The 21,958-nt window shown below is 36.1% G+C and carries 19 protein-coding genes; 2 read left to right on the top strand and 17 right to left on the bottom strand.

All coding sequences use genetic code 11. The annotated features are described in order from the left end of the window. Positions 1 to 60: 60 nt before the first annotated feature. The 11 genes from prmC to ACFOZ1_RS01570 all read right to left on the bottom strand — a co-directional run bounded on the left by prmC (position 61) and on the right by ACFOZ1_RS01570 (position 12,001). On the bottom strand, positions 61 to 915 hold the full coding sequence (gene prmC, locus ACFOZ1_RS01620; RefSeq protein WP_390195153.1) for a peptide chain release factor N(5)-glutamine methyltransferase: 855 nt from the start codon (positions 913 to 915) through the stop codon (positions 61 to 63). Between the two features lie 2 nt (positions 916 to 917). Next, entirely contained in the window at positions 918 to 1,988 is a 1,071-nt protein-coding gene (gene prfA / locus ACFOZ1_RS01615; RefSeq protein WP_390195152.1) for a peptide chain release factor 1, read from the bottom strand. Positions 1,989 to 2,075: 87 nt separating this feature from the next. Beyond that, positions 2,076 to 2,648, bottom strand: coding sequence for a thymidine kinase (locus ACFOZ1_RS01610; protein ID WP_390195150.1), 573 nt, complete (start codon positions 2,646 to 2,648; stop codon positions 2,076 to 2,078). A 121-nt stretch (positions 2,649 to 2,769) separates the two neighbouring features. Beyond that, positions 2,770 to 3,015, bottom strand: a complete 246-nt coding sequence (locus ACFOZ1_RS01605) for a type B 50S ribosomal protein L31 (protein WP_390195149.1) — start codon at positions 3,013 to 3,015, stop codon at positions 2,770 to 2,772. Positions 3,016 to 3,132: 117 nt separating this feature from the next. After that, positions 3,133 to 4,416: a transcription termination factor Rho gene (gene rho, locus ACFOZ1_RS01600; protein ID WP_390195147.1), complete on the bottom strand. Its 1,284-nt coding sequence runs from the start codon at positions 4,414 to 4,416 to the stop codon at positions 3,133 to 3,135. 461 nt (positions 4,417 to 4,877) lie between these two features. Then, positions 4,878 to 6,164: a UDP-N-acetylglucosamine 1-carboxyvinyltransferase gene (locus ACFOZ1_RS01595; RefSeq protein ID WP_390195145.1), complete on the bottom strand. Its 1,287-nt coding sequence runs from the start codon at positions 6,162 to 6,164 to the stop codon at positions 4,878 to 4,880. A gap of 256 nt (positions 6,165 to 6,420) precedes the next feature. Continuing rightward, positions 6,421 to 7,275 (bottom strand): class II fructose-bisphosphate aldolase, encoded by an 855-nt coding sequence (locus ACFOZ1_RS01590; protein ID WP_390195143.1) that lies wholly within the window; start codon positions 7,273 to 7,275, stop codon positions 6,421 to 6,423. A 200-nt stretch (positions 7,276 to 7,475) separates the two neighbouring features. Continuing rightward, the gene (locus ACFOZ1_RS01585) at positions 7,476 to 7,832 is read right to left on the bottom strand and encodes a response regulator (RefSeq protein ID WP_390195141.1); all 357 of its coding nucleotides are present in this window, start codon (positions 7,830 to 7,832) and stop codon (positions 7,476 to 7,478) included. 785 nt (positions 7,833 to 8,617) lie between these two features. Next, on the bottom strand, positions 8,618 to 10,216 hold the full coding sequence (locus tag ACFOZ1_RS01580; RefSeq protein ID WP_390195139.1) for a CTP synthase: 1,599 nt from the start codon (positions 10,214 to 10,216) through the stop codon (positions 8,618 to 8,620). Positions 10,217 to 10,641: 425 nt separating this feature from the next. Next, entirely contained in the window at positions 10,642 to 11,208 is a 567-nt protein-coding gene (rpoE, locus tag ACFOZ1_RS01575; RefSeq protein ID WP_390195137.1) for a DNA-directed RNA polymerase subunit delta, read from the bottom strand. Positions 11,209 to 11,413: 205 nt separating this feature from the next. Beyond that, on the bottom strand, positions 11,414 to 12,001 hold the full coding sequence (locus ACFOZ1_RS01570) for a P-loop nucleotide/nucleoside kinase family protein (protein ID WP_390195135.1): 588 nt from the start codon (positions 11,999 to 12,001) through the stop codon (positions 11,414 to 11,416). Between the two features lie 152 nt (positions 12,002 to 12,153). Here ACFOZ1_RS01570 and ACFOZ1_RS01565 point away from each other — a divergent pair, with 152 nt between their 5' ends. Further along, complete coding sequence (locus ACFOZ1_RS01565) at positions 12,154 to 13,305, top strand: phospholipase D-like domain-containing protein (RefSeq protein WP_390195133.1); 1,152 nt, start codon at positions 12,154 to 12,156, stop codon at positions 13,303 to 13,305. Positions 13,306 to 13,307: 2 nt separating this feature from the next. Here the strand turns inward: ACFOZ1_RS01565 and ACFOZ1_RS01560 are convergent, their stop codons facing one another. The 6 genes from ACFOZ1_RS01560 to speE form a co-directional block, all read right to left on the bottom strand. Further along, positions 13,308 to 14,099: a GNAT family N-acetyltransferase gene (locus tag ACFOZ1_RS01560; RefSeq protein WP_390195131.1), complete on the bottom strand. Its 792-nt coding sequence runs from the start codon at positions 14,097 to 14,099 to the stop codon at positions 13,308 to 13,310. Between the two features lie 173 nt (positions 14,100 to 14,272). After that, positions 14,273 to 15,940 (bottom strand): arginine--tRNA ligase, encoded by a 1,668-nt coding sequence (argS, locus tag ACFOZ1_RS01555; protein ID WP_390195129.1) that lies wholly within the window; start codon positions 15,938 to 15,940, stop codon positions 14,273 to 14,275. Positions 15,941 to 16,281: 341 nt separating this feature from the next. Next, positions 16,282 to 16,722: a YwiB family protein gene (locus tag ACFOZ1_RS01550; RefSeq protein WP_390195127.1), complete on the bottom strand. Its 441-nt coding sequence runs from the start codon at positions 16,720 to 16,722 to the stop codon at positions 16,282 to 16,284. 15 nt (positions 16,723 to 16,737) lie between these two features. Then, the gene (locus ACFOZ1_RS01545; protein ID WP_390195125.1) at positions 16,738 to 17,787 is read right to left on the bottom strand and encodes an AimR family lysis-lysogeny pheromone receptor; all 1,050 of its coding nucleotides are present in this window, start codon (positions 17,785 to 17,787) and stop codon (positions 16,738 to 16,740) included. A gap of 121 nt (positions 17,788 to 17,908) precedes the next feature. Continuing rightward, the gene (gene speB / locus ACFOZ1_RS01540) at positions 17,909 to 18,784 is read right to left on the bottom strand and encodes an agmatinase (RefSeq protein WP_390195123.1); all 876 of its coding nucleotides are present in this window, start codon (positions 18,782 to 18,784) and stop codon (positions 17,909 to 17,911) included. Between the two features lie 15 nt (positions 18,785 to 18,799). After that, a complete protein-coding gene (speE, locus tag ACFOZ1_RS01535; RefSeq protein WP_390195121.1) occupies positions 18,800 to 19,627 on the bottom strand; it encodes a spermidine synthase in 828 nt (275 codons plus the stop codon). 168 nt (positions 19,628 to 19,795) lie between these two features. Between speE and ACFOZ1_RS01530 the strand changes: the two genes are divergently transcribed. Beyond that, the gene (locus tag ACFOZ1_RS01530) at positions 19,796 to 21,916 is read left to right on the top strand and encodes a transglycosylase domain-containing protein (protein WP_390195119.1); all 2,121 of its coding nucleotides are present in this window, start codon (positions 19,796 to 19,798) and stop codon (positions 21,914 to 21,916) included. Positions 21,917 to 21,958: the final 42 nt, after the last annotated feature.

Below are 21,958 nucleotides of genomic sequence, written 5' to 3'. Positions count from 1 at the left end.
CTCCTGTAATCTTCGCTAGTCACAGTGTGGACAATTTCAAAAGCTTTTAAACTAGTAATCTTATTTTTGTGGATAATTTTTCATCCACACGATTCTGTCTTTTTTATTGATATCTTTGATTATCTTCACATCACTTTGAGGAAAATGGTGCTTCAATAACTGTGCGACAGCTTCACCTTGTTGATGACCTATCTCAAAAAGAATCCATCCATCCTCTGCTAACACATCTTTTGCCTGCAAAACAATTTCTTCGTATGCCGCTAATCCATGATGGTCTGCAAATAATGCAAGTGCAGGGTCAAAGTTTATCACTGTATCTGATAATGTTTCTTTGTCTTCATATGGAATATATGGGGGATTGGATACAAGAATATCTACGACTATTTCATTTTTTTGTAATGGTTCTAAAAAGCTTCCCTGATAAAAAGTCACTGGCGCTTGATGGATACGGGCATTTTCCTTTGCTACAGTTAAAGCTTCTGGAGATACATCTACTGCATGTACATGACATTGCTCCAATTCTTTTGCGATCGTTACCGCAATGACACCACTACCTGTACCTATATCTGCAATAATCGGCTTTTCTTTACTTTGAGCTGCTTCTATTGCGTACTGCACTAATTCTTCTGTCTCTTGTCTCGGGATAAGCACATGGTTATTTACACAGAATTCTCTGCCATAGAAATACTCGATTCCCGTCAAATGTTGGACAGGAACACCTGTCTCTGCATGTCGCTTCACTTTTTCTTGAAACGATTGTAATATTTGCTCGTCAAGCTCTTCCCTTAAGCTTGTAAGGAGCTTTGTCTTGTTCCAATTTAATTCATGTAATAAAACAATTTCTGCAATCCGATGTTCTCTACCTGCTTCTTCTAAAAAAGAAGAAGCCCACTTAAGAGCTTCATAAATTGTCATCATTATTCCCCGATTTGTTCCATTTTCTTTGTTTGTTCTTCGATAATTAGTGCATCAATTACTTCTGCTAGCTTACCTTCCAATATTTGATCTAGCTTCTGGATGGTCAAGCCAATTCGGTGATCTGTTACACGGTTTTGTGGGAAATTATATGTGCGAATACGTTCCGAACGATCTCCTGTTCCAACAGCTGATTTTCTTGTTTGGTCATATTCTGCTTGCGCTTCTTGTTGGAATTTGTCATAAATACGCGCACGCAATACTTTCATTGCTTTTTCTTTGTTTTTAATTTGTGACTTTTCGTCTTGAATCGATACGACGATACCTGTTGGCATGTGTGTTAATCGAACAGCTGACATTGTCGTGTTGACACTCTGTCCACCAGGTCCACTTGATGCAAAAGTATCGACACGAATATCTTTTTCATGAATATCTACTTCCACTTCTTCTGCTTCCGGCATAACTACAACCGTTGCAGTAGATGTATGAATACGGCCACCAGATTCTGTTTCAGGCACACGTTGGACACGATGTGCACCATTTTCGAATTTTAATTTCGAGAATGCGCCTTTTCCGTTGATCATAAAAATGATTTCTTTATATCCACCAACACCTGTACTACTTGAATCCATAATATCAATTTTCCAGCCTTCTGATTCTGCAAAACGAGAGTACATACGGAATAAGTCTGCTGCAAATAATGCCGCTTCATCTCCACCTGCTGCACCACGAACTTCCATAATAACGTTCTTGTCATCATTCGGATCTTTTGGAAGTAATAATATCTTCATCTCTGCTTCTAATTCTTCTTTACGATCAGATAATTCCGATATTTCCATCTTCGCCATATCTCGCATCTCATCATCTAAATCATCTTCCAACATTGCTTTCGCGTCATCTAATTGTGACACGACATCTTTATATTCGCGATATGCTGTAATTACATCTTGAAGGTCTGATTGTTCTTTTGAATATTCGCGTAATTTCTTCGTATCATTAATGACTTCCGGATCACTTAATAATTCATTTAACTTATCATAACGCGCTTCTAACGATTCTAAACGATCTAACACGTTCTCCACCTCTTTCTTCACATTACACAGTAAGTACATTATAGTATAGGATGATAAAATGCGTCAAAACTCATTCGACTCATGCATTTATAATGGCGGATTCGCATGACATTTTCTACATACAGGGTAATACGTATCATTGCCACCAATATGAATTTGTTCTCCTGTGTATATAGGATTTCCATTTTCATCTATTCGCAAATTCATGACAGCTTTTTTCTGACAGAACCAACAAATCGTCTTCATTTCTTCTATTTTATCGGCATAGAGCAATAAATATTTACTACCTTCAAAAAGTTCATTTTGAAAGTCATTTTTTAATCCAAAGCCCATTACCGGTATATTTAATTCATCTACAATTTTCGCTAATTGAAGGACATGATGTTTATGAAGAAATTGCGCTTCATCAATAAGAACACAGTATGGTTTTTCATGATAACTTTTCACTACTTCAAAAATATCTGTTTCTTCAAAAATAGAGAGTGCTTTTCTTTTAATTCCTATACGACTAGAAACATAGCCTACTTCATCGCGAGTATCCAGACCTGATGTAAATAATAAGACAGGTTTATCTTGTTCTTCATAATTATGTGCGACTTTAAGAATTTCAATCGACTTACCACTATTCATTGCACCATATTTAAAAAACAACTGTGCCATGACTTGATTCCCCTAACGTTTCCTACTTTTTTTGACATAAAAAACAGGCAAATACGACTTGCATTTGCCTGTTTTAATCGGAGTTTGTATCCTGTTAATCTGTTTACTTGAAAAATATCCCTTAGCCAAGGTTGTATTTTTTCTTGAAACGATCCACACGTCCACCGACTTTATCAGCTTTTTGCTTACCAGTATAGAACGGGTGTGAAGCTGAACTAATCTCTACACGGATTAATGGGTATGTGTTACCATCTTCCCATTCGATAGTCTCATTAGAAGTCTTAGTAGATCCGCTAAGAAATTTGTAGTCAGAGCTTGTATCAAGAAATACAACTTTTTGGTATTCTGGATGAATGCCTTGTTTCATGTCTGTCCACTCCTTTTGCCCTGAATCCTTTGGAAACAGAGTTAGATTATGCGTTGTGCGCATTTTTCATACAGAAGAATTATAACAATGTACGAGTTGGATTGCAAGAAGAATTTATTATTTCTTCGCTGTTCCTTTTCTTTTCATTTCGTCATCAAGCACTTGCAAGAATTCTTCGTTGTTTTTTGTTGAACGTAATTTACGTAAAAATCGCTCAAGAAACTCAGGTGAATCTTGCATACTTTTACGAATAGCATACATTTTGTCTAAATGCGGCTTCGGTAAAAGCAATTCTTCTTTTCTTGTACTTGAACGCAAAATATCAATTGCAGGGAAAATACGTCGTTGAGCAAGATGACGATCCAAATGTAATTCCATGTTACCTGTCCCTTTAAATTCTTCGTAAATAACGTCATCCATACGAGAACCTGTTTCTACTAAAGCTGTAGCAAGAATCGTAAAACTACCACCATCTTCAATATTACGAGCAGCACCAAAGAATCGCTTCGGTCTATGGAATGCAGCAGGGTCAATCCCACCTGATAGTGTACGACCACTTGGCGGAATGACTAAGTTATATGCACGCGCAAGTCTTGTAATACTATCCATTAATACAACAACATCTTTCTTATGTTCTACTAAACGCATTGCTCTTTCTAATACTAACTCAGATACTTTAATATGATTTTCTGGTACTTCATCAAATGTAGAGCTAACTACATCCACATTATCGGCTACAGATCGTTCAATATCTGTTACTTCCTCAGGACGTTCATCTACTAAAAGGATAATTAATTTAGTATTCGGATGATTGGTCGAAATACTATTTGCTATTTGTTTAATCAACATTGTCTTACCAGCTTTTGGTGGTGCAACGATCAATCCACGTTGTCCATAACCAACTGGTGTTAATAAATCCATAATTCGGGTAGATATCTGTTTTGTTTCTGTTTCTAAATGCATTAAGCGATCAGGATATAATGGTGTTAACCCTGGGAAATGCACACGTTCTTTCGCAGCTTCTGGATCTTCTCCATTTACTGCATCGACATGTAATAAGCCATAATATCGTTCATTTTCCTTTGGCGGACGTACTTTACCAGACACTTTGTCCCCATTACGCAAGTCAAAACGACGAATCTGTGATGCAGATATATAAATATCTTCGGCACTTGGCGAATAATTAATTGGTCTTAAGAAACCAAATCCCTCTGTTGGAATGATTTCCAAAATCCCATCCATAAATAAATACCCACTTTTTTCAGCTTGGGCCTTTAATATCGCAAAAATTAATTCCTTTTTTGTTAATTTAGCATAATAAGATACTTTAAAATCTCTTGCTTTCGCATAGAGGTCTTTCAAAGTCATTTGTTCTAATTCCGAAATTGTTACTTCACTCACAAAATCACCACACCTATATTAATTTGTATTTTTGTCTATAAAACGGTTCCATCCAAATCTTTCTTTTTTATAACAAAATGCTAGGAATAATCATCATTTATTCCAATGTAAATGAAGTAAGAGACATACTCCTACCACTTACATGTAGCATATATCCATACCATCTATTATAAAAGATAGATGCATGTCGCATTCTCTCTAGTTGAACAATAGTTGGAAACTCAAATAATGGGAGTACCGAGATTTAGTTAGAAAATCTCAAGAAGAGTACGAGATGGAAGCTAATTTCTTTACTAAAGGAATCTAGCAAAGCATATAACTATAAGTAGATTTATATCCTCCCTATATAGTACATTGTTCTATTTAGATATTCAATCATTATTTTGAAAAGTCTGTTGCTAATTTTGAGGAATATTGGAGAAAAAGGTGAGCTTTCCATGTAAGAAAGTCACCTTTTACTATTATAAATTCTCGAATTGAATCATTTCTGCTTCTGACATCTCTTCACGCCAAATATTTGCACCGAGATTCTTTAATTTATCTGTTATTAAAGAATACCCACGATCGATATGTTCTAATCCTGTAATTTCTGTTACACCATTTGCCATTAGTCCAGCGGCAATTAATGCAGCACCCGCACGTAGGTCACTCGCTTTCACTTTCGCACCTTCAAGTTGGACAGGACCTGTGATGATTGCAGACCCACCTTCCACCTTAATTTGTGCATTCATGCGTCTCAATTCATCAATATGCTTGAATCTTGCTGTATAAATCGTATCTGTAACGACACTTGTCCCTATCGCTTTTGTTAAAAGAGAAGTAAATGGTTGTTGTAAATCTGTTGGAAATCCTGGATGAACAAGTGTTTTGATATCAACACTTTTTAGCCGATCGCTTCTGTATACAAGTAGTTGTTCTTCTCCTTCTTCAATCACAACACCCATCTCACGTAATTTAGCGAGTAATGGCTCTAAATGTTGTGGAATGACATTATCTATCAATACCTTTTCACCTTGTGCTGCCGCCATAATCGTATATGTACCTGCTTCAATACGATCTGGAATAATTGTGTGCATACAACCAGTTAATTCGTCGACACCTTCGATACGAATGACATCTGTTCCCGCACCTTTAATTTTTGCACCCATGCTTGTTAATAATGTAGCAACATCGATAATTTCAGGTTCTCTAGCAGCATTTTCGATAATTGTCTTTCCTTTTGCCTTTACTGCTGCAAGCATAATATTAATTGTTGCACCAACACTTACGACATCTAAGTAAATTCGTGCACCTCGTAACTCTTTTGCACGAAGATATATCGCACCTTGTTCATTTGTCACTGTTGCACCTAATGCTTCAAAGCCTTTAATATGTTGGTCAATAGGTCTTGGTCCTAGATAACACCCACCTGGTAATCCAATTACCGCTTCTTTAAACCGTCCAAGCATTGCTCCCATAAAATAATAAGAGGCACGTAGCTTTTTGACACGGCCATTAGGTAATGGCATTGCCGTCATATGTGTTGGATCAATATGTAATGTTTGTCCACGCTTTTCTACCGTGCCACCAATTTCTTCTAACAAAAGACTTAATGTTTCGACATCAGAAATGTCTGGTAATCCTTCGATGATTACCTTCGAATCTGCTAATATTGCTGCTGGAAGTAATGCCACTGCACTGTTCTTTGCCCCACTAATCCGTACTTTACCATTTAACCAATGTCCACCTTCGACAAGTAACTTTTGCATTTACAATCCCTCTTTTCAAAAGGTAATATTTTACACGTTATTTTCTCTTATATCTATTGACATCCCTGATTCTCTGTCATTATAGTCACATTTAGTTTGACCAGTTTTTCCATTATCATGCAAGAAATGAACTGTATTTTGCGTATATTTACAGACTTCTTTCTTGTCCAAACAATCATTACCATTATAACGTAATGTAACTAAAAAAAGCTACTCTTCCATATAAGAAAGAGTAGCTTTATTGTAAAAAATGTAATTAAGCTTTTCCAGCAGAACCGAATTCACGCATTTTACCGATAACAGTATCTTTAATTGCATCGCGGCTTGGTCCAAGATATTTACGAGGGTCGATCATATCTGGGTTAGCTGCTAATACTTCGCGAACTACTTTAGTTTGTTGGATTTGGTTTTCTGTGTTTACATTGATTTTAGAAGTTCCGTAAGAGATTGCTTTTTGGATATCTTTTGTTGGGATACCAGTACCACCGTGAAGTACTAATGGCACACCTGCAACTGTATTGATTTCTTCCATTTCTTTGAATCCTAAGTTAGGCTCACCTTTGTAAGGACCATGTACAGAACCTAATGCTGGTGCTAAACAATCAATACCAGTACGTTCTACAAGTTCTTTACATTCGTTTGTGTCAGCATAGATGATGTCACCTTCTACATCGTCTTCTTGTCCACCAACAGTTCCAAGTTCTGCTTCAACAGAAACTCCGTGGAAGTGTGCAAGTTCTACTACTTTAGAAGTTACTGCAATGTTTTCTTCAAATGGATCGTGTGATGCATCGATCATTACAGATGTGAATCCTGCATGAATTGCTTTTGCACAAGCTTCGAAGCTTGAACCATGATCTAAATGGATTGCTACTGGCACTGTAGTACCTTGTGCTTCCATTGTTGCTTTTACCATTGCTACAACAACATTAAATCCACCCATGTATTTTGCTGCACCTTCAGATACACCAAGAATTACTGGAGATTTCTCATCTTGTGCTGCTTGAAGAATCGCTTGTACGTACTCTAAATTGTTAATGTTGAATTGTCCAACTGCATAACGTTCTTTATTTGCTTTTTCTAGCATTTCTTTCATTGATACTAATGGCATTGTTTGTTCCTCCTTTAAGGTATGTATACACAAAAAATTACACAACAATCAATCACACTGCTTTAATTATTGTATCCATTAATAGAATACCAATTACTAACGAAAGGTGCAACAACTCAATTCCAAGAAAACGGTTACGAACAAAAAAATCCGCAAATTTGTTAATTAATCTTAACAATTCTACACATTTTTTAAATATTTTATTGTAATAACTCTCTTACAATCGCACGAATATCATTTAATTGAAATGGTTTCCCGATAATTTTTTTTACCATCTGCATTTCTTTAGCTCTCTCTTCCGCTCTGTCCGGTAATCCACTCATGATTACTGTAGGAATATCTAATCCTATTTCCTTTATTTTCATAACAAATGTATAACCATCCATTATTGGTAATTGATAATCTAAAATAATTAAGTCTGGTATTTGCTTATTCATCTTTTTTAATGCTTCTTCCCCGTTCATCGCTAATACAACACCGTATCCTTCTTGTTTAAATACTTCCTTTAACAATAAACGTATACCAACCTGATCATCCACAACAAGGATTTTTTTCACTATGTACCTCTCCCTTTTTTGTATCTGTATATTTTAGGTGTTGACTCCCAATATGTATTTATACTTTTTCTTCATTCATGGTGCTTTAATTATTATTCGATATCTTTTGTCTATTTCCTGCTAAAAAGAAAAATTTCATTATGTATTGACTTTATATTATAATACCTTTTTTTACAATATTATCTTTTTTTGAGAATGTTGTAAATTTTTATTATTATATTTGTTAATGGGATTATTTGGTGAGGGGGGGTTCTTGGCCACGCAGGGATTCTCTGTGCCACACTGGAATTCTCTTGGTCACGCTGGAATTCTCTTAGCCACGCAGGGATTCTCTTGGCCATGCTGGGATTTCCAGACATTAAGATTAATATGAATAAATAGTGATCATAAATTATTTAAATAAAAGCATTTTGTAAACAGCAAGTGAATAGGAATCTCTTTGTAGTGCTGTTTTTCCCTGTGTGGCTCATGGAATTCCTGCGTCGTGCTAATTTTCCCTGCGTCGCTCATGGAATTCCTGCGTCGTGCTGATTATTCCTGCGTCGCTCGTGGAATTCCTGCGTCATGCTAATTTTCCCTGCGTCGCTCATAGAATTCCTGCGTCGTGCTGATTATTCCTGCGTCGCTCATAGAATTCCTGCGTCATGCTAATTTTCCCTGCGTCGCTCGTGGAATTCCTGCGTCGTGCTGATTATTCCTGTGTGGCTCACATATTCCCTGCGTCACATTAAAACTGCTAAAAAAACTGTCAATCATCCAATGTGATTGACAGTTTTTTATTAAACTTATTTATTTACTGTAGCACCAATAAACCCTTTAAATAATTGTTGTGGTCTTGTTGGTCTTGATTTGAATTCTGGATGGAATTGTGAAGCAACAAACCATGGGTGGTCTTTTACTTCGATTGTTTCGACTAATTTTTCGTCTGGGCTTGTACCAGAGAAGATAAATCCTTTTTCCTCCATTTGATCACGATATTGATTGTTAAATTCAAAACGGTGGCGGTGGCGTTCGTATACAATATCTTCATTTTCATATGCTTCTTTTGTTTTTGTACCGTCTTTTAAGCGGCAAGGATAGATTCCCAAACGTAATGTACCACCTAAATCAGATATGTCTTTTTGTTCTGGTAATAAGTCGATAATTGGATATTTTGTTTCTGGATCGATTTCTGCGGAGTTTGCTCCTTCTAATCCCAATACATTACGTGCAAACTCTACTGTCGCAAGTTGCATACCTAAACAAATTCCTAAAAACGGAACTTTGTTTTCTCTAGCAAAGCGAATTGCTTCAATCTTTCCTTCTATACCACGGTCACCAAATCCACCAGGTACTAAAATACCATCCACGTCACCTAAGTACATATTGACATTCTCTTCTGTAACATGCTCTGCGTTAATCCATTTCACTTCTACATCTGCATCATGAGCAAATCCTGCGTGTTTTAATGCTTCTACTACAGAAATGTATGCATCAGGTAATTCTACATATTTTCCTACTAAGCCGATTGTAACTTTTTTCGATAAATGTAACACACGTTCTACTAATTCGTTCCATTCTGACATATCTGCAGGTCCACAGTCTAAACCAAAATGGTCACAAGTTAATTGATCTAATTTCTGTTCTTGCATTGCTAATGGCACATGATAAAGTGTATCTGCATCACCAGATTCTACAACTGCACGCTCATCAATATCACAGAATAGAGCAATCTTTTCTTTCATTTCTTGACTAATATTATGTTCCGTACGTAATACAATCACATCTGGTTGGATACCTAATGAACGTAATTCTTTGACACTATGTTGCGTTGGTTTTGTTTTTAATTCCCCTGCTGCTTTAATGTATGGCACTAATGTACAGTGAATGTACATTACATTTTCGCGGCCAATATCACTTTTAATTTGACGAATCGCTTCAATAAATGGTAATGACTCGATATCTCCAACTGTTCCACCGATCTCTGTAATAACGATATCTGCATTTGTTTGTTTTCCTGCTTGGAATACTTTATCTTTTATTTCATTTGTAATATGTGGAATAACTTGTACAGTTCCACCTAAATAGTCGCCACGACGTTCTTTCTTAATAACAGTTGAATAAATTTTTCCTGTTGTTATATTGCTATATTTGTTTAAATTAATATCAATAAACCGTTCATAGTGACCTAAGTCTAAATCTGTTTCTGCACCATCATCTGTTACAAAAACTTCCCCGTGTTGGTACGGGCTCATTGTTCCTGGGTCCACGTTGATGTATGGATCAAATTTTTGGATTGTTACATTCAATCCTCTATTTTTTAATAAACGACCTAGTGATGCTGCTGTAATACCTTTCCCAATTGAAGATACTACCCCACCTGTTACAAAGATATATTTCGTCACACTTATCCCTCTTTCTTTAAATTATCGACTTTTTATATATTGAGCTTACATGTCAGAAAACATACCAAGCTACGAAAAGCAAAAAACGCTAACTTCAACAAATTCAACTCAACAAATTCCTCTTATCATGAATAAGAGTGTCTGCATATATAGTAATTAGTAAAGTCGAATTGTTTATAGCGTTCTATGCTAAGCAAAAACTATCTAAGGCTATCTACTGAATGAAAAATAATAGATGGCTTCACAAAACAAAGCCATTACTCTCCGCATACAACGACATCGCAATCGTACTGCGCGTATTTATTTCATTCCTTAATCAAACAAAAAAGCGTCCCCCTACTTGAGGGGAACGCCATATTATCCATAATTAATGGAGCCCAAGTAAAATTGTACTCAGTTCACGATGGAAAGTCAAGCATGTTTTGTTATTTTTCTTCTTCTTCCTCATCGTCGTCTAAATCTTCATCTTCTTCTTCAAAGTCGTCATCAAAATCTTCTTCATCTTCTAAATCATCGTCGTCATCATCAAAGTCGAAATCGTCCTCTTCAATGTCTTCCGCTTCCACGTCATCGTCTTCTTCTTCATCTAATTCAATGATATCTTCGTCAAGTGTTAACTCATCTTCTTCTTCGTCGATATCTTCGTCGATATCTAAATCATCGATAACAGCTTTTTTCGTTGCTTTTTTCTTTTTCTTCTTTTTCTTCGGCTCTGTTGTGATATCTTCATCAATTTCTTCAACAGGGTACCAACGTTTCAATCCCCAAATATTAGATCCTTTTGTCATAAAGCGACCATCAATATTTAAATCAGTATAAAATTGATTAAGTGCTTCTTCCTTTTGATTTTCACTAAATCCTTTTAATTTTGCAATGCGATTAAAAATTTCGCGGAAATCTAGTGCCTTATTTTCTTCTTCCAACAGTATTGCTGCAATATCAATCATTGCCATGTCATTAATTTTTTCTTGAGAGAGATCTTTTAAACTCACGACTACGCACTCCTTTATCGTAAAATCTATGTCAATTAACATATGTATGCATTAGTACCATAACATTATATTGCTTAAAGAATTGAATTGCAATTAGAAATAATCATTCTTTACTTCTACTAATAGCATCTGCATCTATTTCTGATACACTACCAAAGATTGTGTAGTCGTTCTGCATCGTGTTATTTTATCGTATATCCACTTCTTACGCTTCAATGAAAGATACTAAGTTGTTCACCTTTTCTTCTGAAAGGTCTCCTGAGTTATCAAATACTAATATGTTATCTTGTGCAATATCCCAATTAATTGTTGGGACAAAGTCCACTCTTGTTTCGTATTGATCCCAGTTTTCTAATTTCCATGTATCTCTGACTGTTCCGCGTTCTTCAATTCGATTACGTTGTTGTTCGATATCTTGAAGTGTAACGACAATCACTTTCACATCGACATCATTTCTAGTCTTGCCACTAGCTGCAATGACACCCTCAATCCATTCTTTACTTTTCAATTCTGCTGTAAATGGTGAAATCATAAATACATTCTGTCCAACTCTTAGATTTTCAATACAAATATCTTTCGTAGTATCATATTCTAAGTCTCTTAAGTTTTCTTTATAAAAAGAAGAATCACGATCATTTGGATCTAAATTATTCATTTCAAGAAAACGCTCTACAAATCGGCCGCCAACTGTATCGCGATCTAAAAATGCACATGGAATCTCTGCAGCAATTTTTTCCGCGACTGTCGTTTTCCCTGTACCTGCTACCCCAACAAAAAATACTAATTTTTGCATAATACCACCTCTAATTAATTATGTATTCCATTCCTATGTTAACCGATTCCAACAAAAAACGCACGAAAAAATACATGATTTTTAAACATATAGTGCATGATAAAAAAACAGGTATACAATTTGACACACGCTACAACAAAAGGAGTATTCATATGATTCTCATCATTATTATCGCATTGCTCATTTTATTCTATTTAGATTACCAACTAGGCGTGTATTTAACAAAAAAGACAAATAAAAGTGAACAATGGTTAAGTTATTCTGACCATATTTCCATTTATACAGATGGTACTTCATTATATGAACAATTATGTAAAGATATTGAACATGCCAAGCATTCCATTGATATCCAATTTTATATTATACGTCAAGATAAAATTAGTAATCGTCTTTATGCATTATTGAGTCAAAAACAAGACGAAGGGGTAGAAGTACGTTTTTTAACCGATTGGGTTGGGAGCTTTTTTTTTCGAAAGAAATGGTTACAAGATCGTTTTGCATTCAAAAAAGCCAATCGGCCCAAAGCACCTTTTTTCTATCATCTGCAAAAGCGAAATCATCGCAAAGTTGTTGTCATTGATAAAGAAATCGCCTATTGTGGCGGATTTAATCTAGGAGACGAATATTTAGGTAGAGATCTGCATTTAGGAAAGTGGCGTGATTATCATGTTCGCCTTACTGGAGATGTCGCCTATTTGTTCCATCATGTCTTTACAGAGGATTGGAACAAATCCAAAGTTGTCATCCCTTCACCCACATTGGAAGGCGATTTAATTAGAATTGTGCGAAATGAAGGTGGGTCACTAGAGGAGAGCATAGTTCACCTCATACGCCGTGCAACAAATCAGATTGAGATTGGCTCACCATACTTTATCCCAACAAAGAGAGTACTTACTGAATTATTCCATGCATTAGACCGTGGTGTTCATGTGAAAATTGTGATACCAGAAAAAGCGGATCATCTGTTAACAAAAGCAGGTGCATTATCGTTTTTAACCAAAATGAATAACAAAGGAGCACAAATTTTTCTATATATGGACGGCTTTTTTCATGGGAAAGTATTGTTTATTGATGACCACTTCTGCGATATTGGAACGAGCAATTTTGACCAGCGGAGCTTTCGATTGAATGAGGAGTTAAATATGATTGTGGACAACTCTCATCCTATTTATCAAAAAATGAGAGAAGTGTATGATGCGGATTTAGTCCAATGTAAAGAAATGACGGAACAATGGATTAGACACCAACCACTATGGATGAGGCTACTTGGCTTTATTAGTCCATTATTCCGTCCTTTTCTTTGAAGTTACTCATATGTGTACATCATCCAATGCTCAATTTGTTGGAATCCTAATCGTTTATAGATTTTACCTGCGTCTTCATTTTCATAAAATAGACACAATTCTTTACCTTCTGCTAACAAATCTTGGCATAATTTACTTAAACAAGCCGTTGCGTACCCTTTTCTTTTATACGCACTATTAGTACCTACTGCAACAATCATTGCAGAGTTCTTATTTTCAGCACTTGTGGAGGCAGTGGAGACCATCACTCCATCTTCTTCCACATAGTAGCATCTCGCTACGCCATTTTGCATATTGCGTTTTTTAATTTCTAAATTGAATGGCTTATCTCGAAATTCTGGAATAGTTTGTAACAATATTTTTAGACGGTTGATTTCTTCTGGATTTAAAAGATGCACATTAACAGAAGGTGTAACTTGTAACATGTGATGATTCGTCAATTTCACATAATACAATTGTCGCTTCGATATTTGGGTTTTATGAAGAAAGGCTTCGATTGGTTCTGTATATGTGATTAGTCCAGATAACATAGCAAATTCGTCATCTTGGTTGATAATATTTGCAAATCCTTCTGCATCTAGTTCACCAATTGCAAATGGGATATAGTTTCTTTCATATTTTAATAGAATGGCGATTAGCTCATTCTGTTCATTAAATTGCCCCCATACCTTTTGGAAGTCTTGTTCATAACCATATGCCTCTATATCGCCAATAATAAATAGATTCTCTGCAGGCTTTGTCTGTATTAATGCTTGACATTTCTCATTATCTGCTTCTGTTAGCTGTCGTATCATCTCATTGTCACCTCACATGATTACACCATTTGTTGTTATACGTTTTCATAGGAATGATAATCAAGGCACATGATAACAAAATGATGTTCTTCATGTGCCTTTTTTAATTGCAAATAATGTGTAGTTACCTTACAGTCGCTACGTTTCTTATCGGGGGGCTTTCGCTTTTGTACTTACATACTCTCTGGTGCGTTTACTCCTATTAATTTTAATCCGTTATGGATGGTGATTTTTACTGCTTGCATTAGTGCTAATTTGGCTTTTGTTTCTTCTAATGCATCTTCTTTGATGACTTTTTCTGCATTGTAGAAGCTGTGTAAGCTTGATGCTAGGTCAAATAAATATTGTGGTATGCGATGTGGTGTACGGTTTATCGCTGCGTCTTCAATTGTTTGACTGAATTCACCAAGTTTTTTCAATAGCTCTTCTGCTTTTTCTGATTGGGCAAGTGATTGATCATATGATGTAAAATCAATTTGTTTCTCTTCTGCTTGTTTTAACATTGTACAAATACGTGCATGTGCATATTGAACATAGTAGACTGGATTTTCGTTAGACTGTGATTTTGCTAAATCCATATCAAAATCTAAATGAGAGTCCGCTGAACGCATCACAAAGAAATAACGCATTGCATCAATACCGACTTCTTCCATTAATTCGCGTAATGTGACAGCTTTTCCTGTACGTTTACTCATCTTCACTTTTTCGCCATTTTCAAATAGATTCACCATTTGGATGATTTCTACTTCTAACGTATCTGCATCATAGCCAAGTGCTTGAATTGCTGCACGCATACGTGGAATATATCCATGATGATCTGCACCCCAAATATTAATTAGCTTCTCAAATCCACGATCTAATTTATTCTTGTGGTATGCAATATCTGGTGATAAATACGTATACGAACCATCTTGTTTAATTAATACACGGTCTTTATCATCACCGAAGTCTGTTGAACGGAACCATGTCGCACCATCTTGTTCATAAATATACCCTTTTTCTCGTAATACTTCGATTGCTGGTACAACTTTGTCTTCTTCATATAAAGATGTTTCTGAGAACCAATGATCAAATGTCACACGGAATTGTTCTAGATCTTTTGCTAATTTTGCTAATTCATATTTCAATCCATATTCACGGAAAAAAACATGTTGTTCTGTCGGCGCTTTTTCTAATAATGACTCACCATATTGCGCTTTTAAATCTTCCCCAATTTTAATAATATCTGCGCCATGGTACCCATCTTTAGGCATTGGGAAATCTTTACCTAATGCTTGGTTGTATCGTGCTTCTACCGACAGTGCTAAATTATTAATTTGATTTCCTGCATCATTAATATAATATTCTCGACTTACATCATATCCTGCCTTTTGTAAAATATTACATAAACTATCTCCAACACTCGCCCCACGTGCATGACCTAAATGAAGATCACCTGTTGGATTAGCTGAAACAAATTCCACTTGCACTTTTTCGCTTTTCCCTGCATTAGATGAGCCATAAGACTCACCTTGTTCTATAATCGTTGGAATTAGATTCGTTAAATAACTGTTGTCCATAAAAAAGTTAATGAATCCTGGTCCTGCAATCTCTACTTGTTTGATTGATGCTTTGGTGTGATCTAATTTTTCTATGATTGCATCTGCAATTTGACGTGGTGCCTTTTTTGCTACACGCGCTAGTTGCATTGCAATATTTGTTGCATAATCACCATGTGCTTTATCCTTTGGTTGTTCTAAGACAATCGCAGGAATCTCTTCTTCTTTGGCTAATTCCGCATTCAGTACTGCTTGTTTTATTGCGCTTTTTAAATTTTCTTGCATTTCCTGCATTACATTCATTGTGATGCCCTCCATTTTTGTTTTTACAATTTAACCGTTACGTTTCTAAACGGGCGTATTTGCTTTTGTCTCATCCAGCTCTTACGCCCAGAAACTAGGTGACTTCGTGAATCATCCTTCAATAAGTCATCATCGATTCGCATGCTCATCGTGATTCCTTTATTTTGGTTGCTTCACTCCAGTCACTACGTTTCTAAACGGGCGTATTCGCTTTTGTCTCATCCAGCTCTTACGCCCAGAAACTAGGTGACTTCGTGAATCATCCTTCAATAAGTCATCATCGATTCGCATGCTCATCGTGATTCCTTTATTTTGGTTGCTTCACTCCAGTCACTACGTTTCTAAACGGGCGTATTCGCTTTTGTTATTACAATAGTCAATCGTTGTCTTCTTGGGTTTTCTCCGTCTAGACTTGTTGTGTAGCTCATAAATAATTTGCCTTGCTTTCTTTCTGTTGGTTTTTCATACATGATTTGGTCTGTTTTTGTTTCCATATGCATGGTACCAAACGGGTGTCTGTACATATTTTCTGTTATTTGTTTCTGTTTAAATTTTTGTAACATTGAGATGGCGCCAGACCTTTTTACTGAGACACTGTCTTTCGTTATCGTAATAAAAGAATCAATTGTTTCGTTATTTTCATCTTTCTCACTAAACTTTAGAATAGTTGTTGTTTCATTTTCAATGAGTTGTCCTTGTTCTTCGATCACTGTTTTCATTTTGTTACCACGATCATGTATTTCCACAGTCATCTTTACATTTACCTTACTTTTTTCTGTCATTACATTCGTCATCCTTTATTGATCCATTTCTTGCAGTGCTAATAATGGTAATCTCGCATAAAAATAATCATCGCGTTCTTCGATAAAATGACGATAAGATTGGCGTAATAGTGCTTTATCTTTTTTCGCTAATCCTAAATAATATTCTTGAAATGGGGTTAGAGTAGGAAGTGCTTCTAAAAGTTCGATGCATGTCTTATTATCTCCCTTCCTTAATGCAAGATGTGCTTGTTCTGCTACATCCTCTGTCTTCACCTCGTCTGTTTTTCCGTGGTAAGAAGAAATAAATGGGATGGTATAATTCTCTAACCCGTAGATTGCGCGCTCGTCCTGAATCGATTCAGCTAATTCTAATGCTACTGTTGCATGGTGGATTGCTTGTTCGTAACTTTCTAATACATATGTCTGTGCGAATATGTTGTGCAAATCAATTTTCTTTCTTTGGTTATTTGTATTAGCTAAGAGTTTATACCCATATTTCCTTGATAAGATGACTTCATTTCTTTTCCAATGATAAATGCATAAAGTTTCATCAAGTCTCGCTTCAAGTAATTCACGTAATAATGGATCTGTGAGCATATCTAATCTCTCTTTAATGCGATCATTATAATTACCTATTTTACCGTATTGATGAACATCAAAATAACTATAAATATGGATTAAATCTTTTAATATGTGAAAAACATTGTCCGTTGAAGTAGAATCAATACGATTACTCATTTTAACATAACGCATCGGTGCATCTGGTTTAATTTGCTTCTTCGATAATGTCTTTCGTTCATACATTATCTGATAAAGAAGTGCATAATTACGAATAGTGGAATGAATGGAGGAACGATTTTTTTCAATTACTGTATGTAAATCTTCATATAGACCATTTGTATATAAATACTCCATTGCTACATGTTGATTGGAAGCATCTTTACAATGTAGACATATCAATCGCATTGTATCGATTTCATCTGGTTGTGCCTTGATTTGTTGATAAATGACATACAACGGTAATTCTGTTGAACTATTTAGAAATTGTTCCATAATTGGGTGGATTTTGTTATCTCTTGTCATCTTGATATACCCCTATTTAAGAAATGTTTGTAACATATTCTATCATATTTTGCGATAGAGTTGCATTAAATCATATCAGAAATAGGGGAGATTTTACTCATAACAAGATGTCAAACAATCATTATTTCTTTACCCATCCTAACAATATTTCACGAATGAATTTACTTGCTGCAATTGGTGTCTTTTCTGAATGGTCATAGACTGGTGCTACCTCAACTAAATCTGCACCTACTACACGAACATCTGACTTTGCAATTGCATGAATTGCTTCTAATAATTCTTTCGATGTAATCCCACCAGCTTCAGCAGTTCCTGTGCCTGGCGCAAATGCTGGGTCTAGTACGTCAATGTCAATAGTCACATACACAGGACGATCCTTTAATGTCGGCAAAATCTCTTGAAGTGGTTTTGCTACTTCATATCTTGCCATATACATTCCGCTTTCCTTCGCATACTGGAATTCTTCTCTCATTCCTGAACGAATACCAAAGGAATATACGTTTTCCGCTCCATAATTCTCACATACTTTGCGAATCGGTGTAGAATGTGACAATACTTCCCCTTCATATTCCACCCTTAAATCTGCATGTGCATCGATATGAATGACAGCAAGGTCTGGGTACTTGTCAAACATCACTTCAAATATTGGCCAACTAACTAAATGCTCTCCACCTAATCCAAGCGGGAATTTCCCTTGATCGACAATTTTTTGTACGTATTCCTTAATCATACCAAGACTTCGCTCTGCATTCCCGAATGGTAATGGAATATCCCCTGCATCAAAATAATGCACTTCTTCTAAATGACGATCAAGATATGGACTATACTCTTCCAAACCAATCGATGCTTCTCTTATACGATTCGGGCCAAAGCGTGAACCAGGTCGAAAGCTTACAGTCCAATCCATTGGCATTCCGTAAATAATCGCATCCGCATCTTCGTGTGTATCGCGCGACATAATAAATACTTTTCCTGAATATCCTTCATCAAAGCGCATCCGTATATCCCCCTATTACTTCGTTAAATCTTGAACGAATTTTGGTAAAACAAAGCTCGCAAAATGAATTTCTTTTGTATAATATTTCGTATCTATTTCAGCGAAACGTTCTTCACTTACCTCAAGTGGATGATACTTTTTACTACCTAATGTAAATGCCCATAGACCACTTGGATATGTTGGAATATTTGCTAAATATAATTTCGTGATTGGGAAAATTTCCTTCACATCTTGTTGTACTTGGCGAATTAAATCTGCTTTGAACCATGGATTGTCAGATTGTGCTACAAAGATACCATCTTCTTTTAATGCTTTTGAAATTCCTGCATAAAATCCTTTTGTAAATAGGTTTACTGCAGGTCCTACTGGTTCTGTTGAATCTACCATAATGACATCATATGCATTTTCGCTTTCTGCAATATGCATGAAGCCATCTCCTACCTTCACTTCTACTCTTGGATCTTCTAATTTCCCTGCAATAGATGGTAAGTATTGTTTAGAGTATTCGATTACCTTCCCATCAATATCCACTAATACCGCTTTTTCGACTGACTTATGTTTCAACACTTCTCTGATGACACCACCATCTCCTCCACCAACTACTAGAACATGCTTCGGATTCGGATGTGTAAATAAAGGAATATGTGCAACCATCTCATGATAGACGAATTCATCCTTCTCTGTTGTCATTACCATATCATCTAGTAAGAGCATATTGCCCCACTCTGCTGTTTCTACCATATCTAATTTTTGGAAATCTGTTTGTTCCGATACATATGTGCGGTTAATTTTTGCTGTAATCCCAAAGTTCTCTGTTTGTTTTTCTGTAAACCATATTCCCATTTTGTCATCTTCTCCTTATATATGTGAACTCGAATAATTATTGATAGTGTAAACACTATTATTCTAGAGATTTTTCGTAAAAAATCAAGTATTTCTTTAGCTAATGTTTATTATTTCGCTATTTTCCCCATAATACGAATGTATATGTAAAAATAGGAGGAAATTAGCATGCGAAAAAGTAGACGTCGATATAAAAGAAGAATGCGAACAATTAAATTATTTTTATTCGTATTTTTTTCTGCCGCTTCTTTTTTGATTGTTATCTTAGGTGCTAGCTTCTTCTTAGGTCCACCTTCTCTAGAACGAGAACAGAATACCATTTACTATAGCGCAAGTGGCGAAGTATTCGGAGAAGAATTCGGGAAAGAAAAACGATACTGGGTAGGCCTTGAAGCGATTGATGATAAAGTAGAAACAGCGACAATTAAGACAGAGGATCAAACATTTTATGACCATTTTGGCTTTGACTTCAAACGATTAGCAGGTGCCATTCTCAAAGATATCCAAACATTATCCTTAAAAGAAGGTGCAAGTACGATTACCCAACAATATGCTCGAAATCTGTTCTTGTCACATGAAAAGACATGGAAACGAAAATTATATGAGGCATTTTATACAGTGAGATTAGAAATGTTTTATGAGAAAGAAGAATTACTAGAAGGCTATTTAAACACCATCTATTATGGACACGGTGCTTACGGGATTGAAGCTGCCAGCAAATATTATTTCAACAAGTCTGCAGATACATTAACATGGGCAGAGGCGAGTATGCTAGCAGGAATCCCTAAAGGTCCTTCGATTTATTCTCCTTTTCATAATATGGATAAAGCTAAGGCACGCCAAGAACTTATTTTAACCAATTTGTTTCATCAAGGTGTATTAGATGAAGCGACATATAGAGAAGCAATAAATGAAGCATTACAATTCTCAGATTCTCGAACGATTGTTACTAAAGGTATCGCACCATATTTTCAAGATGTTGTCGAAAAGGAACTCGTTACACTTCTGGATATGGATGTAGAAAGTATTAAATCAGGTGGCTATAAAGTATACACAACACTGCAAATGGATCAACAATTAGCCATGCAGCAATCTGTAGAATCTACCATTACAAATACGGATATTCAAGTAGGCTCTATGGCAATGGACCCTTCATCTGGAGCAATTACTGCATTAATTGGTGGACAAAATTATGAAGACTCTTCGTATAATCGTGCAGTGCAAGCGAAACGAATGCCTGGTTCTTCTTTTAAGCCATTCCTCTATTATGCCGGTCTTGAAAATGGGATGACTGCAGCAACAACAATGATGAGTAAACCAACAACATTCGCGCTTGCAAATGGTCAAAGCTATCAACCAAGCAATTTCAACGACTATTATGCAAATGAACCGATTACGATGGCTCAAGCAATCGCACTTTCTGATAATATCTTTGCAGTAAAAACAAACCTATATGTCACACCAGAACGATTTGTACGTATTGCAAAAGAAAAATTCCTTATTGATAGCGAACTAGAACCCGTTGCATCTTTAGCACTAGGCACAGAGGTTGTTTCTGTTGAAGAAATGACGAGAGCATACAGTATTATTGCAAATGGTGGCAAAGAAATTACTCCACATACCATCACAAAAGTAATCGATGCGCAAGGGAACATCGTCTATGATCGCACTACAGAAGAGGAAGAAGAAAAGAACAGTTTCTTCCCGTTCTTTTCAGAAAAGGTCGATCCAAAACAATTGCTACAACCAGAGCTTGCCTATATTCTTACAGATATGATGAAAGGGATGTTCAGAAAAGATTTGAATGGCTATATGAGTGTGACTGGTGCGACAATCGCCGATCAATTAACACACGACTATGCAGGAAAATCAGGCACCACTGATTCGGACAGTTGGATGATTGGCTTCTCCCCATCTATTGTGACATCTGTGTGGATTGGATATGATGACAATCGTCCAATTGAAAAAGTAGAAGAACATCACTTTTCTAAAGACATTTGGGCTAATTTCATGGAGAAAGCACACGAAGATATGATTGTCACAAATCCAGAACGCCCATTGAATGTCATCGAAGTACCGATTGACTTACAAACAGGATTTGTCGCGTCAGATGCATGCACGAGTGCCTACCCTATGCTATTCGTAAAAGGAACAGAGCCAACACAACAATGCACGGTTCATCTAAATAATTATTTGAGTGAAGATATCAAACAAGCCGTCGAAGAACATCCTTTTCTAAAGAAATGGTGGGATTGGTTATGGATAGGAGAAGAACCACCGTCAGAATGAAAAAAAGCCGGAGCATGCGCTCTCGGCTTTTTTCCAGTCCTA

The sequence above is a fragment of the Gracilibacillus marinus genome (assembly GCF_042651725.1).
Classification (GTDB): Bacteria; Bacillota; Bacilli; order Bacillales; family Amphibacillaceae; genus Gracilibacillus; species Gracilibacillus marinus.
Note: the sequence above shows the minus strand (reverse complement) of the source record. Positions and strands in the feature narration are given on the sequence as shown.